Raw genomic sequence first — 14,721 nt, 5'->3', positions numbered from 1 at the left:
GTCACCGGAGTCGTCGGCATCCTGCGGGCGGGTGCCGGCTGGGGACCGCTGGACGCCACCCACCCCACCGCCCGGCACCGGGATCAGCTGTCCCGTACGGGAGTTCGCGTCCTGGTCTGCGACCCGGCGACCCGTCCGACGGCCACCACCCTGGACGGCGTCACCCTCGTCCCCGTCCCCCTGCCCGGCCCCGACTCCCCTCCGGGCCACGAACCCCCTGCCGCCCCCGAACTCGCGGCACCGCCCCCCTCCCCCGACGCCATCGCCTACGTCATCTTCACCTCCGGCTCGACGGGCCACCCCAAGGCCGTCCCCATCACCCACCGGTCGATGACGAACTACCTCGACTGGTCACTGGCGACCTTCGGCTACGGCCCCGGCGACCGGCTCGCCCAGACCGCGTCGGCCTGTTTCGACGCCTCCGTACGGCAGTTGCTGGCACCCCTGCTGGTCGGCGCGACCGTGCACACCCTCTCCCGCGGCCTGCTGCGCGACCCCGAGGCCCTGCTCGACCACGTCGTGGCGGACCGCATCACGGTCTGGAGCTCGGTCCCCACCCTGTGGGAACGCCTGCTCACGGCCGCCGAGGAGCACGCCCGCCGGAACGGCGGCACCGCCCCCGGCCTCTCCGCCCTGCGCTGGGTCCACGTGGGCGGCGAGGCCCTGTCGGCCGCCCACGTACGCCGCTGGTTCGACCTCCCGGGCACCGCCGGCCGGATCGCCAACCTCTACGGCCCCACCGAGACCACCATCAACGCCACCTGCCACATCATCGACACCCGCCCGGCGGACGACGTCCGCCACCTCCCCATCGGCCGCCCCATCACCGGTACGGAACTGACCGTCATCGGCGAGGACGGCCACGAGTGCGCCACCGGCGAACCCGGCGAACTCCTCATCGCCGGAACCGGACTCACCCCCGGCTACCTGGGCGATCCCCACCTCACCGCCGCCGCCTTCACCGAGCGGGACGGCCGCCGCTGGTACCGCAGCGGCGACCGCGTCCGCCGTAGGGCAGACGGGGTCCTGGAGTTCCTGGGCAGGCTCGACGACCAGGTCAAGGTCCGTGGTCACCGCGTGGAACTCGGCGAGATCGAGGCCGCCCTGCTCACCCACCCGGGCGTCTCCCGCGCGGCCGTACTGCTGCGCGACGGACGCCTGGAGGCGTACGTGGAGCCCAGGACCGGCACGCACCACCCAGGCGGGACCGCCGCCCCTCGCGGCCTCGACCCCCGCGAGGTACGCGGCTTCCTCTCCCGCACCCTCCCCCCGTACATGCTGCCCGCCCGCGTCCACTCCCTCCCGGCCCTCCCCCTGACCGGCACGGGCAAGATCGACCGCAACCGCCTCGCTCCCCGTGGCGAGACCACGCTCCCCGACCCCCGGCGCACCCCGCCGGCGACGCCCACCGAGCAGTTGCTGGCGCGCACCTGGTCCGCGCTGCTGGACCTGCCGGCGTCAGAGATCAGCCGCGAGGACGACTTCTTCACCCTCGGCGGCGACTCCATCACCGTGCTGGAACTGTTCGCGCGACTGCGCCACGAACGCCCCGCACTGCCTCGCCCGACCGCCCTCTACACCCACCGCACCCTGACGGCCCTGGCCACGGCCATCGACACCACCCCGGCCGAGGGCCACCAGACCGCTCACCAGACCACACCCACACCCCCACCCGCACCCTCATCCGCATCCGCATCCGCATCCGCATCCGCACACATCCCCACCTCCCCCCTCACGCCCTACCCCCTCACCCCCTCCCAACAGGGCTTCCTCCTCGCCGACACGCTCGCGTCGGGCACCGGCCCCAACCCCGCCTGGCTGGCCCGCTTCCGTATCCACGGCGCCCTGGACCCGGACCTGTTCCAACGGGCCGTCGACGTCCTCATGGCCCGGCATCCCATGCTCCGCACGGTCTTCCCGTCCGGTGCGCGCCCACCCGTGCAGCAGGAACTCCCCTCCTCGCTACGGCTTCCCGTCGAGACGGAGACCCTGGCCGACCCCGGCCTGGTGGAGGAACGGACGGCTGAGGAGGCGAGCCGCCGCTTCGAACCCTGGGCCTGGCCCCTGGTGCGCCTGCGCCTCTTCACGGTCGCGCCGGACGAACACGTCCTCCTCGTCCACGCCCACCACCTCATCGGCGACGGCTACAGCGCGGCCCTCCTGACGCGCGAACTGCTCACCGTGTACGGCCGTTTCGAACGCGGCCTCCCTCACGGCCTGGCCCCCCTCACCTCCACGTTCCGCGACCACGTCCTCCGCCGAACCGCACACGACCACCCTCCGGCCCCGGCACCGATGTGGGACCCGACGTCCGACGACTACCGCGCCCGCCACCACGCCCCGTACACCCCGCCCGTCCTCCGGGCCCACCCGGACGGGGACGCCCCCGCCTTCCACACCGCCACCGTCACCCTCGACGCCGACCGCACCCGGGCCCTGCGCCACCTCGCCCGGGCGGCGGGCACCACGCTCCACGCCCCCGTCCTCACCGCGTACCACCGCGCCCTCGCCACCCTCACCGGCCGCCGCGACCTGGTCCTCGGCCTGGCCGTGACCGGCAGGGAGGAGACCACCGACGACGCCCACCGTGTCTTCGGTCCGTTCGCCGAGGCGGTGGCGCTGCGCCCGGTGCCACCGGCCGACAGCGCCCTCCCCGCCCCGGCTTTCGACGACGACCTCCGCCGTATCGCCGCCGAGACGATCGCGGCCCGCGCCGCCGGCCCCCTGGACCTCCGTATGCCCCAAGGGCTGCCCCGTACCGCCCAGTTCTTCTTCACGTTCCTCGACTTCGGCTCCCTCGGCGCACCCCCCGACACCACGCTGTCGCTCCGGGCCGACGACAGCGACACCGAACTCGCCCCGCCACCGGTGGGCACCGACGTCTTCCTGGCCGTACGCCCCGCCCCGGACGGCGAGGGCCTGAGCATCACGGCGCGCGCGTCGTCGAAGGCCGTGACCGCCGACCAACTCATCGGCTTCACAAGGGAGTTGCGCGGAGAACTGGAAGAACCCCGCCGCGACCACGCCGGCCTCGACGCCGACCTCGACGCGGCCCTCATCGGCTACCTCCCGGCCCCGCACCACCTGGCCGCCTTCGCCGGTCTGCCCGCGCACGCGGTCCCGAGCCGCGCACAACTGCGCGCCCTCCTCTTCCCGGACGGCCGCCCCAGAGTCCTGGAGAGCGTCACCACCCCCCTCGGCAGATCCGGTTTCGTCTCACTCCCCCTCTTCGCGGACGAACTGACCGGCCCACTCCCCACCGACCTGGACCCGAGCACCCTGCCCGCCCTGACCGCCCGCGCCGTGGACCACGCCGCGTCCCTCGGCGCCCGCTGCGTCTCCCTGGCCGGCATGATCCCGTCCCTCACCGGCTACGGCTACGACGTCCTCCGGGAACTCTCGGCGACACCCGCGCCCCGGACCACCTCGACCACCCTCACCACCGGCCACGCGGCCACCACCGTCGCCGTGGTGAAAACCGTCCGGGCCGCCCTCGGGGCAACCGACCGGGACCTGAGCGAGCTGACCCTCGCCGTCGTCGGCCTCGGGTCCATCGGCACGTCGTCCCTGCGTCTGCTGCTCTCCCTCAGCCCCCACCCGCCGGCCCGCCTCCTGCTCTGCGACGTCCCCGGCAGCGCCCCCCGCCTCCACCACCTGGCGGCGGAGCTGTCGGCCGAGCACCCCACGACGGCCGTACGGGTCGTCGGGTCCACCGACCCCCGAACCCTCCCCGCCGAGGTCTACGAGACGTCCGACCTCATCGTCACCGCGGTCAGCGGCGGCCCGACGGCCCTGCTGGACGTGGACCGGCTGCGCCCGGGCACGATCGTCGTGGACGACTCCTTCCCGCACTGCTTCGACACCGCGCGGGCCTTGGAGCGGATGAGGCGCGAGCGGGACGTACTGATCGTGGGAGGCGGCCTGCTGGCCCTCGACTCCACCGAGACCCACCTGTCCCCGGATCTCCCGGCCGCCGCCCTCACCGGCCACGCCACCGCCCGCAGCCAGCACCACCTCGCGCTCCACCTCCCCGACACCCTCGCCTCCTGCCGCCTGGAGTCCCTCCTCCACGCCCATCTCGCCCGCTCCGCCCCCGACGGCACCTCGGACCCCCGCGCGGAAATCCCCCTGATCCACGGCCTCGTCGACCTCCCCCGCGCCCTCGCCCACTGGCACGCCGCCGAAGCCGCCGGAGTCCGCCCGGCGCCCCTCCACCTCCTCGACCACACCGTCCCACCGGAGGCCCTGGTGGCTCTGCCACCGCCACCCTCAGGACGTGAGCACGCGGGCCGACCGGGTGGGGCGCCCGAGGCGGGCCAAGCCACCGGGTGAGCACAGGGCACTGACCGGTGCTCCGGCCGACGCCGACAGCGCGGCCGCGGCCACCTGGCCCCCACCCAGATGCTGGATTGCTTGACTTAAGTAAGTTCATCTGATTGCCTAAGTCAAGCAATCGGGATCCCTCGAACCGGGGGGTCGACCCAGCAAAATGCCCGCCTGACGCCCTTCCCGCCCTGCTCGCCCCACCCAGTTCTCCCGACGGAGGCCCTGCCATGTCCCATGCCCATCCCCGACCCGCCGACGCGGGGGCCGGTACCCCCTCGCGGCCGAACGCCGTGGTGGCGGTGCTGGCGCTGGCCGGGATCGTCGTCGCGCTGATGCAGACGCTGGTCATCCCGATCGTGCCGGAGCTGCCGAGACTGCTGGACGCGCCGGCGTCCGACACCGCCTGGGCGGTGACCGCCACCCTGCTCGCCGCGGCCGTGGCCACGCCGGTCGTGGGACGGCTCGGCGACATGTTCGGCAAGCGGCGGATGCTGCTGCTCAGCATCGTCCTGCTGGTCTCCGGCTCGGTGGTCTGCGCCCTGGCCGACTCGCTCGTCCCGATGATCATCGGCCGGGGTCTGCAGGGGCTGGCCGCCGCCGTCATCCCGCTCGGCATCAGCATCATGCGGGACGTGCTGCCCGCCGAGCGGCTCGCCGGGTCGACCGCGCTGATGAGCGCCTCGCTGGGTGTCGGGGGCGCCCTCGGGCTGCCCGCCGCCGCGTTCATCGCGGACAACTGGAACTGGCACCTGCTCTTCTGGACCTCCGCCGCCCTGGGCGTCCTGTCGTTCCTGCTGGTCCTGACCGTCGTACCGGAGTCGAAGGTGCGCACCGGCGGCCGTTTCGACCTCGTCGGGTCACTCGGACTGTCCGCCGGGCTGGTCTCCCTGCTGCTGGCGGTGTCCAAGGGCGGCGACTGGGGCTGGACGAGCGGGACGACGCTGGGCCTGTTCGCCGCGGCCGTCGTGATCCTCGCGTCGTGGGGCTTCTACGAGCTGCGGGCGAGGCAGCCGCTGGTCGATCTGCGGACCACGGCGCGCCCCCAGGTGCTGTTCACCAACCTGGCCTCGGTGGCGCTCGGCTTCTCGATGTTCGCCATGTCGCTGGTCCTGCCGCAGCTGCTCCAGCTGCCCGAGCAGACCGGGTACGGCCTCGGCAAGTCCATGATGACCGTCGGTCTGGTGCTGGCGCCGCAGGGTCTGGTCATGATGGTGATGTCCGCCGTGTCCGCGGGACTCACCAAGGCCAAGGGTCCGAAGGTGACGCTGATGGCCGGCGCGCTGATCGTCGCCGCCGGGTACGGCCTCAACATCGTCCTGATGAGCGAGGTCTGGCACCTCGTGCTCGTCTCCTGCGTCATCGGCGGCGGCATCGGCTTCACCTACGGCGCGATGCCCGCGCTGATCATGGGTGCGGTGCCGGAGTCCGAGACGGCCGCCGCCAACAGCCTGAACACGCTGATGCGTTCGCTCGGCACGTCGTTCGCCAGTGCCCTCGCCGGTGTCATCCTCGCCCAGATGACCACCGACTTCGGCGGCTACGCCCTCCCCTCCGAGAACGGCTTCAAGGTCGTCATGGCCATCGGAGCGGGCGCCGCGCTCCTCGCCTTCCTCCTCGCCTCCTTCATCCCGAAGCGCCGTGCGGAGGGCGCGCGTGCGGAGGGCGCGCGTGCCGGCGCCGGAGGACCGGTGGAGCGGGCGGGGGACGCCGGAGCGGCGGTCAAGGCGTGAGCACCGCGCACGGCTCCTCGTAGGACGACGAAACCCCCAGGTCCGGGTGGGCCTGGGGGTTCGTGCCGTCGTGAGCGGGCCGGCCGCTGTTACTTGGCGTTGATCAGGTCGTGCGGCGGGACCTGGACCGTGCGGGCCCCTTCCGTGCCGCCGAGGATCACCTTGCGGAGAGCGATGTTGTTCTTGTGGTTGGTCTCCTGGAGACGGTTCTCCGGGTTGGCGATGACCTGGATGTAGTACGTGCCGTTCGGCAGGTCGGTGATGTCGAAGGACTGGCCGGGACGGTACTGGGTGTACGTGTCGCCGGAGCCGACGTCGAGGACCTCACGGACGGAGATGGCGTCCTGCGAACCGCACGCGGTGGACAGGTCGGTGTTCTCCGGGTGCCAGTTGGCGTTCTTGACCGTGTAGTCGATGGCGTCGGTGTTGGCCAGGCAGAACGCCTCCTTGCCGGAGCGCACCTCCTTGGTCTGGTCCTCGCTGAGCAGGCGGTAGCTGGCGAAGTCCGTGAAGTGCCAGTGCTCGTGGCCCTCGCGCGGGTCCCACTCCATGGTGCCGGTGGGGGTGTAGCCGACCTGCTTGCCGTTCGCGTCGTAGAAGTACTGGTACGCGTCCATCAGGTCGGCCCCCGGCTTGCGGAAGCCGTCGACGACGAGGGGCGCGGGGCCCGCGTTCCAGACGTTGGCGCTGAAGGCGAGGTAGTCCTTGCCGGCCACGTCGCCGTCCTCGCCGTCGGTGATGGCGATGTCCCAGGCGGGCAGCGACCGCAGGTCCGGCTTGGGAACGTTCGCCGGGGCGCCCGCCTTGCCGGTGGGGCGCTTGGGAGCGGCCTGCAGCGCGGGCGCGATGCGGGAGCCGTCGGTGTGGCCCTTGCCGTCGCCCAGGTGGTTCGCCAGGCCCCGGTCCTGAAGGGCGTAGGAGATCTCGGGCGGCGTCGGGGCGTCGGCGCCGCGCGGGCCGTAGTGGTGGTTGTCCGGGGCCGACTGTCCGGCCGGGGCGGACTGCGCGGCGTGACCGCCGCCGTGACCGCCGCCATGGCCGCCGTGGTGCGCGGAGGACGACGAGGACTTCGAGGGCGCCAGGCCCTCGGCGCCGCCCTCACCGCCCTCCTCGGAGCGCTCCTCCCGCACCGTCACCTTGATGGTCGGCCGGTCGTCGGGGATGCCGAACAGGTCGCGGTACTTCTTCGCGACGCCGACCTGGGCGGTGTACTCACCGGCCGGCAGGTCCACCATCCGGTCGTAGTCCCAGTTGGTGGTGTTGGTGGCCCAGCCCTTCTCGACACCCCACACCGAGCCGAGCGTCCACGGATTGGTGGAGCAGCTCTGCGGATAGTGGTTCGTGGCGGGGGCGTCCGGGCGGATCCGGCCCGAGGCGTTGTTGGGGCAGAAGTTCCCCTCGCTCTTCACGACCTCCTCCCCGGCCGCGTTCTTGACCGAGACCTCCAGGAAGCCCTTCAGCCCGGAGAAGTCGTCGACGGTCCCCGTCGGCAGTGTCTTCGTCTTGGTCTTCTTGCCGTCGCGCAGGATCTGCTTGGCGATGATCGGGTCCTTGTACGACTTCCGCGTCACCTGGAACTCCAGGGGCGCGTTGTCGACCGAGAGGTAGGTCCCGAGCTGGAGGCTGACGCCGTTGTCCCACTCGTAGCGGGTGAGCGTCACGGAGTTCGACGCGGCGATCAGCTTGAGCTGCGGCTTCCCGGGCGTCGCGGCGGGCGCGGCACCGGCGCCGGGGGCGGCTCCGGCCACGGCGGCGACCACGGTGAGCGACGCGAGGGCGGCGAGGCCCGGGCGCTTCAGGCGACGGCGGCGGTCCTTGCCCCCGGTCGGCGTGGCCGAACTCGCCGCATCGGTCGGGCCGGTCGGGCTGGAGGGGCTGGTCATCTGGCTGGTCATCGGTTCCTCGTCTGCGAGTGCCCTGGTCAGGGGCATCGGACTGGACAGCCCACGGACGACGGCCGATCCACGGCCGGCCTCGCGGATGCACCCCCACGCACCCCCGGCCGACCCGTCTCGACCCGCTCATCCTGTGAGCAACCTGAGAGATTGGTAAATGACGTGCCCGGGTTGCCTGTTGAGCGGGAATTCAACGAAAGGTGTGGCGAGCACGGCTCAAACACACGCCCGCACATCCCTGCGGAACCGGTTCCAAGTCCCCGGCGAATCCGCTCAGGAGCATCACACAGCCTGCACACAGCCCTGAGAATGGCTCGTTAGCGTTGCTGACCGCTCGATCCGCTCGATCCCACGTGCGAACGTGATGTGACCGGGCCGCGGCCCGGCGGGTCGACGGCATGCCAACACAGGAAGACCTCGATGGACTACTGCTCCTCATGTCGCCGACATCTCAACGGCGCCCTCGTGTGCCCGGGTTGCGGCGCCTACGCGCCCGACATAGCCCCGGCCACGGTCGACAGCCGCGTCGACCCGTCCCGGCCCATCGGGACGACGACCGCGCCGCTGATGATCCCGATGCCGCCGACGACACCGTCGGCACCGATGCTGCCGGCGCCGACGTGGGAGTACGGGGCGACGGACGAGGGGTGGCACGGCGGGGCGCCGACGGACGGGTACGGGACGGACGGGTACGAGACGGGCGAATACGGGACGGACGGGTTCACGGAGGACGGGTTCGCGGAGGACGAGGCGCTGGGGAGCGCGGCCCCGTTCGCGCGGGCTTCCGGCATCGACGGCGTGGACGGTGTGGACGGCGACCGGCCCGCTGACCCGGACGGCGTACGCGACGTGGACGACGTCGACGACGCCGACGGGGTGGACGTCGAGGGTGTTCCCGTGGCGCCGCGGGGGCGGGCCGCGCGGCGGCGTCAGTTGGCGCGGTGGAAGAAGAACCAGCGCCGGGCCGTCGTCGCGACCGCCGTGGCGCTGGTCGGCGGCGGTCTGACCGTCATGAGCATGGACCGGCAGTCCACCGACCGCACCCAGGCGGCCACGGCCCCCGACGCCGAGAGCCTCGGCGCCGTCGAGGAACAGGGCTCGCAGGGCGGCCGTACGCCGACCACGGAGACCGACGACGTCCGGCGCACCCCGGACGCCTCCACCCCGTGGACGCCGTCCGGCGATCCCGCACGCGACCGCGCCACCGCGAACCGGTCGAGCTCCCGCGCCGAGCAGCTCAATTCCCCCCGTACGGACTCGGCCACGCCGTCGGTTCAAGGGGCGCGGACCGGCTCCTCCGACGCCGGCAGGTCGGCCGCCGACGACACCGCCGCCGCCCCGTCGGACGGCACGACCACGCCGCCGGCCGCGGACGACTCGGGCTCCTCGTCGGACGCGGGCACCGGGTCGGGAGCGGGAACGGGCTCCGGCACGGACAACGGGTCGGGCAACGGGTCGGAAGCGGGAAGCGGCTCGGACACAGGATCGGGCTCGGGCTCGGGCTCGGGCTCAGGTTCCGGTTCGGACACGGGCGCGTCGGACGGTTCGAGCTCCGACACGGCGACGACATCCCCTTCGGGCCTCTGCCTGCTCGGGATCGTGTGCGTGAACTGACGCACGCACGCCCCACACGCACGCCCCACACACGCGCCCGGAGGGCTGACCGCTGTCAGGCGGTCAGCCCTCGGCCATCGGGCGTGGCCAGGAACGTCCGCTGACACGTTCGATGTCGGTGTTGAACTGCTCCAGGTCGGCGACGAAGCGCCGGAGGCGTTCGGCGGGCCAGTCGGCGATGACGCCGGTGAGACCGGTGACGAACTCCTCGCGCTGCGCGGCGAGGCGCGCCGACCCCTCGTCGGTGATCCGGAACTTGCGGGCCACTCCCCCGTCGGGGTCGAGGGTCCGCTCCACCAGCCCCTCCCGCAGGAGCGCCGAGGTCTGCCGGGTGAACGTGGACGCGTTGAACCCGAACGCCTCCACGAAGTCCGGGATGGACATGGGCCCTTGGGCCTCAAGCCGGGTGAGCAGAACGTAGGCGCTGCGGTCCAGGGCGCCGCCGTCGCGGACGCCACGGGGCGTCGACGTCTCGCGGTTCCGCGTCAGGATCAGCAGCTCCCGCTCGATGCGCTCCCCCGCCCGGGGAGGTGCTGCCGGGCGGCACCACGGTGTTCTGCGGGATGTCCTCCGCCAACCGGGACGACCGGGTCTTCGCCTCACCCGACGAGATGGACCTGACCCGCAGCCCCAACCCCCACCTCACGTTCGGCGCCGGCCCCCACTCCTGCCTCGGCCAGGCCCTCGCGCGCACCGAACTGCAGGTCGTCCTCGAAGTCCTCCTCCGCAAACTCCCGACCCTCGAACTCGCCGTTCCGGTGGAGGAGTTGCGCAAGGTCGAAGGCCTCCTGGTCGGCGGCCTGCGCGAGGTGCCGGTCCACTGGTGACGGAGGTCTCCCAGGAGGTGTCCCGATGAAGATCCACGTCGACGAGACGAAATGCTGTGGGGCGGGCCAGTGCGTCCTCATCGCCCCCGAGGTGTTCGACCAACGCGACGAGGACGGCATCGTCACCCTGCTCGATCCGTCGCCCCCCGCATCTCACCACGCGTCCGCCCACGAGGCGGCGGCGGTCTGCCCGACGGCGGCGATCACCCTCGACGAGGGGGAAGACGAGAAGCAGTAGCTGCTCAGGAAGACGGCGTCGACGTGGGGGCACAGCTCGGGAAGTGCCAGCGCAGCGTCGCGTTCCCCACCCCGCCCCGGCCGCCATCCCACTCCTCCCCACTGCCCGGCCACCACACCCCGGCGCGGAATCCCCGACACCGGCCCCACGCACCTATACGGCTGCGGTGGGGGCCCGGCGGGGAGCCGGGCGGTCCAGGTGCACCACGACGGAGGCGTAGAAGCGGTGCACGGCGTCGTCGACGCTGCGGATGAAACCGGATTCGGCGTTGCCACGGGTACTGCCCATGCTCTTGAAGAGGGAAAGCCGAAAGCCGGTGATCTGCGCGCCGTTCGCAGGGAGCAGGTCCGCCGGTTCCGGACGGAGCCGCTCCAGCGTGCCCCGGGGGCCGCCGGTCTCGCCCTCGACGAGAGTCTCGACATGGAGGTCCGCCGGCGCCTCGGCCAGCCGCTTGACCAGTCGCTTCGCCCAGTTCAGCGGGTAGCCCTGCTCGGGCGCCGGGATCTCGATGGACGTACGCAGCTTGCCCGTCCGTAGATCGGCACTGAGCGCGAGGACCCCAGGTGTGCCCTCAATCCGCAGTTCCGATCGCAACGTCCCCTGAAGGCATAGCTCGTCGGCCATCTGCGCGCGCCTAGCCCCAGGATCCGTGCCGCGCCTGGCACGGCGGACCGGGAGCACTTTCTGCCCGAGTTCTCCGCCGAGCCCCAGGCAGACCTGCCGAATCAGCCGTTCCCAGCTCTCGACGACCTCCAGCGTGCGCGGGTCGCCCTGGCAGAGCGTCTCGTCGTCGATGCCGTTGCGTACGGGGACCCAGGCCGCGCCCATGTTCTGGAAGCCGTGGCAGCCGGAGTTCTCGTGCTGGAGGTAGTGGAGAAGTTCCTGAAGGAGCCAGGCGTGCGCACTGTTTCCGACGCCCTCGTGCCGGATGAGCATCTGCGCCTGGTGGGTGACCTCGGCCCAGGACAGATGCCAGAAGGCCACCTTGTGCTTGCGTCGGCCGTCGACCTTGACGTCGACGAGCGGACGGCCCTCCAGGGCAACATCGTTGGACAGGGTGATCACGGCCTCGTAGCCACGGCGTGCGGCGATGTCCATGTACGCCTGCACCTGCTCGGACCTGAGGGCGTTGCCGTTGGTCTTGGTCTCCACCAGCGCCGTCCACAGCTTGCCGGCCCGCTCGACCCGGATCACCCCGTCCGGGCGCCTCGGCGTCTCCCCGTGCGGCAGAGAGACCTCCGTGAACGTCTCCATCCGGCCCGCCGGAGCCCCGAACGCGGCGGTCAGCCTCCTGCCGAACTCCGGCACCTGCGCCATCACCGACAGCAGCACCGAGGTGGCCCGCATCTCCCGGTCGCGGTCACTCTTCAACGCGGAGACCGGGAAGAGCCGGGCCGCCTTCCAGGACTCGTTCTCCGCGAGTGACTTCCGCACGGCCTTGGGCAGCGTGACCTTCTTCTTGGCCGTACGGGGCCGTGCGGACGCCTTCTTGGGTTCCGAGGACGCCGTCGGCGCCGCCGACTCGGTGTCCTCGCCCGGCTGCCTCGGCGCGGGGACGGCGGGGAGGCCCACTGCCGCCAGCGGTTCCCTCTCCACCGGCATGACCGGAGGCGTCGTGCCCACCGCTTTCGCCCCGGCCGCGTCGCCTGCGTCGTCGCCGACAGTGGCGTGGTCGCTCGTGTCGTCGTCACCCGCGTCGTCGTCGATGTCGACCCCGAAGTCCGTCGCCAGACCGGCCAGACCGCTGTCGTAGCCCTGGCCGACGGCCCTGAACTTCCACTCGCCCGCCCGTCGGTACAACTCACCGAAGATGAACGCGCTCACCGATCCGGCGTCGTCGATCGCGAACCGGAGCAGTCCCTCGCCGGAGCCGTCGGCCAAGGTCATCCGCAGGTCCTCGAGTTCGCCGAAGTGTGCGTCCTCGTACCGGCTCGCGGCGACGACGATGCGCTCGACGTCGTCCGGGATCGCCGTCAGGTCGAAGACGATCTGGTCCTCGCTGCCCTCCCCGGCGGGCTTCTTGCCGAGGAGCTGCACGCTGCCGTCGGCGGCCACCGGGTTGTTGTAGAAGTAGAAGTCGCTGTCTCCGCGCACCTTTCCGTGCTCACCCAACAGCATCACCGAGACGTCCGCGTCGCCCTCACCGGTCGAACTGGCCCATCCCAGCGTCACGCTCACCGAGTCGACGTTGTCGCTCAACGCCGCCAACCCCACGTTGGCGCCCTTGACCATCTCGTGCATCAAACCCCCCAATCCCCGCACACGGGCGTGCCGGGCCCCCTGCGCCCGTCACCCACTCCCCATGTGACATGCCACACATTCAGCGCAGGCGAAACTCTAGTGCGCCACGCGCCGACATACGCCGATCCGTCGGAAACCGTCCCTTGCGAGGCCCCGGTGGTCTTGCCCCGCACACACCGGGAGAAGCTTTCTCCGAAGTCGTTGCCCCCCCAACTCCCAAGGAGACGACCGGACATGACGAAGAGACTGGCGCGGCGAGCGGTCCTGGGTGGCGGGATGGCGGGCGGGCTGGCCCTTGCCGGGCTCGGGGGCGGGAGTGCCCGGGCCGCCGGGGGCGGGGAGTCGCGGCGGGCCGGCGGGGTGGGTGGCGAGGTGTATGTGCCGGTCGTGGCCGGGGCCGGGGGCGGGCCCGTCGGTAGTGATCGGGTGCATGTGCTGAAGGTGGGGCCGCGGGACGCGGAGACCGTCGTGGTGCTGGTGCCCGGCATGTTCGGGGCGGCCAACGGCTTTCGGCTGATGGCCCGGGATCTGGTGGCCTCGGTGCCCGGGGTGCAGGTGTGGGCCCTCGACCGGCGGGAGGAGAACCTCGCCGACCGGACCGGGTTCGGGAGCGGCGCGGCCGACCCCGTGGGCTACTACCTCGACGGGCGGTACCGGTCCCTGGAGCCCGCCTCCGCCGGGTACGTCGGGCGATGGGGGCTGGAGCGGGCCCTCGACGACCTGCGGTGTGTCGTGCTCGCCGCTCGTGCGGGTGGGCGGCGGCGGGTCGTGCTCGGCGGGCATTCCTGGGGGGCGACCAGTGCGCTGGCGTACGCGGCCTGGGACTTCGACGGGCGGCCCGGGTACCGGGATCTCGCGGGGCTCGCGGTCCTCGACGGGGGCGTGCGCGGCGCGTTCGAGGGGACCGGAACGCCCGTGCAGGACTCGCCGGAGGAGGTGCGGGAGCGGCTCGCGGCGATCGCCGGCGGGCGGGTCCTCGACATGACCCTCAGCGGCGTCGGGCTGGGCGACCGGGCCGAGAGCACACAGATCTGGTACCAGCTCGCCGGGTGGTACGCCCATCACGACCCCGATGGCCGGTCCGTCCTCCAGGACCGGGTGCCGGCCGCGCTGCGGGTGCCGTTCCCGGTGACCAACGCCGCGCTGCTCGGCAGCTTCGTCGACGCCGGCTTCGGCTGGCCGAACGACATCAGCGTCCACTCCGGGCGCCTCGCCCCCGCAGGGGACGGCGAGGGCGTACGGGGGTGGGTCGACGACGGGATCACGCCGATCGGGCGGGTCGCGCAGGCGTACGCGGGGCCCGTGCCCGGGGTGTGGGAGTGGTACTGGCCGGCCCGTCTCTCCGTCGACCTGGACGTGAGCGACGCCTACGCCGACACCGATCTCGCCCGCACCCTCGGACTGCGCCTGCGCCACGCCGCCGGCCTCGACATACCCCTCTACGCCTTCCAGACCAGCTACTCCAAGGGCACCGTCGTGGAGAGCGCCCGCCGCGTCGTCGCCGAGTCCCGCGTCCCGTACGCCGCCTACGAGTCCGACGACGGCATGAACCACCTCGACCCGCTCTTCGCCGCCACGGCCCACAACACGGCCACGCGCACGCTGGCGGAGTTCCTGCGGAGGGTGGCGGGGAGCACCGGGGCCCGGTGACCTCCGGACCGGCTCGCCGTGGACGCTCATCCCTTGTCCGTAGGGCGAGTTGGCGCGGTGGCGAGGCCGTCGGGTGGCGATCCCTTGGGACGTGAGGACGGCCTTGGGGTGAAGCCCGGCCTCGGTTCAGTCCCCCGAGAGGGCCCGGCGGGAGCCACCCGGCTCCCGCCGGTGGCCGAGGCGACCGGAGCCGACGTGGC

At 72.4% G+C, this 14,721-nt stretch carries 8 protein-coding genes and 1 pseudogene; 6 read left to right on the top strand and 3 right to left on the bottom strand.

From position 1 onward, the window contains the following. A partial coding sequence (locus tag RM704_RS40285) for a non-ribosomal peptide synthetase (RefSeq protein ID WP_311592825.1) occupies window positions 1–4,332 on the top strand: 4,332 nt, incomplete at its 5' end. Between the two features lie 221 nt (window positions 4,333–4,553). Then, window positions 4,554–6,056, top strand: a complete 1,503-nt coding sequence (locus tag RM704_RS40280; RefSeq protein ID WP_052146347.1) for an MFS transporter — start codon at window positions 4,554–4,556, stop codon at window positions 6,054–6,056. An 89-nt stretch (window positions 6,057–6,145) separates the two neighbouring features. Here the strand turns inward: RM704_RS40280 and RM704_RS40275 are convergent, their stop codons facing one another. Then, a complete protein-coding gene (locus RM704_RS40275) occupies window positions 6,146–7,951 on the bottom strand; it encodes a lysyl oxidase family protein (protein ID WP_033530470.1) in 1,806 nt (601 codons plus the stop codon). Window positions 7,952–8,371: 420 nt separating this feature from the next. Here RM704_RS40275 and RM704_RS40270 point away from each other — a divergent pair, with 420 nt between their 5' ends. Next, window positions 8,372–9,565: an SCO2400 family protein gene (locus RM704_RS40270; protein WP_033530471.1), complete on the top strand. Its 1,194-nt coding sequence runs from the start codon at window positions 8,372–8,374 to the stop codon at window positions 9,563–9,565. Between the two features lie 63 nt (window positions 9,566–9,628). Here RM704_RS40270 and RM704_RS40265 read toward each other — a convergent pair whose 3' ends face one another. Then, complete coding sequence (locus RM704_RS40265; RefSeq protein WP_033530780.1) at window positions 9,629–10,075, bottom strand: MarR family winged helix-turn-helix transcriptional regulator; 447 nt, start codon at window positions 10,073–10,075, stop codon at window positions 9,629–9,631. Between the two features lie 14 nt (window positions 10,076–10,089). Here RM704_RS40265 and RM704_RS40260 point away from each other — a divergent pair. Both RM704_RS40260 and RM704_RS40255 read left to right on the top strand, forming a co-directional pair. Further along, window positions 10,090–10,392, top strand: a pseudogene (locus RM704_RS40260) (cytochrome P450); the annotation flags it as partial. A gap of 25 nt (window positions 10,393–10,417) precedes the next feature. Next, the gene (locus RM704_RS40255; protein ID WP_033530473.1) at window positions 10,418–10,630 is read left to right on the top strand and encodes a ferredoxin; all 213 of its coding nucleotides are present in this window, start codon (window positions 10,418–10,420) and stop codon (window positions 10,628–10,630) included. Window positions 10,631–10,783: 153 nt separating this feature from the next. Here RM704_RS40255 and RM704_RS40250 read toward each other — a convergent pair whose 3' ends face one another. Then, a complete protein-coding gene (locus RM704_RS40250) occupies window positions 10,784–12,871 on the bottom strand; it encodes a TerD family protein (protein ID WP_033530474.1) in 2,088 nt (695 codons plus the stop codon). A 234-nt stretch (window positions 12,872–13,105) separates the two neighbouring features. Here RM704_RS40250 and RM704_RS40245 point away from each other — a divergent pair, with 234 nt between their 5' ends. Then, window positions 13,106–14,521 (top strand): alpha/beta hydrolase, encoded by a 1,416-nt coding sequence (locus tag RM704_RS40245; protein WP_033530475.1) that lies wholly within the window; start codon window positions 13,106–13,108, stop codon window positions 14,519–14,521. Window positions 14,522–14,721: the final 200 nt, after the last annotated feature.

The organism is Streptomyces gottesmaniae, from assembly GCF_031845845.1.
GTDB classification, from domain to species: domain Bacteria; phylum Actinomycetota; class Actinomycetes; order Streptomycetales; family Streptomycetaceae; genus Streptomyces; species Streptomyces akebiae.
Note: the sequence above shows the minus strand (reverse complement) of the source record. Positions and strands in the feature narration are given on the sequence as shown.

Bases quoted from the DNA above. Each gene is read 5' to 3' on its own strand.
- RM704_RS40280 (WP_052146347.1), top strand. From the start codon at position 4,554: ATGTCCCATGCCCATCCCCGACCCGCCGACGCGGGGGCCGGTACCCCC.
- RM704_RS40270 (WP_033530471.1), top strand. From the start codon at position 8,372: ATGGACTACTGCTCCTCATGTCGCCGACATCTCAACGGCGCCCTCGTG.
- RM704_RS40275 (WP_033530470.1), bottom strand. From the start codon at position 7,951: ATGACCAGCCAGATGACCAGCCCCTCCAGCCCGACCGGCCCGACCGAT.
- RM704_RS40245 (WP_033530475.1), top strand. From the start codon at position 13,106: ATGACGAAGAGACTGGCGCGGCGAGCGGTCCTGGGTGGCGGGATGGCG.
- RM704_RS40255 (WP_033530473.1), top strand. From the start codon at position 10,418: ATGAAGATCCACGTCGACGAGACGAAATGCTGTGGGGCGGGCCAGTGC.
- RM704_RS40250 (WP_033530474.1), bottom strand. From the start codon at position 12,871: ATGCACGAGATGGTCAAGGGCGCCAACGTGGGGTTGGCGGCGTTGAGC.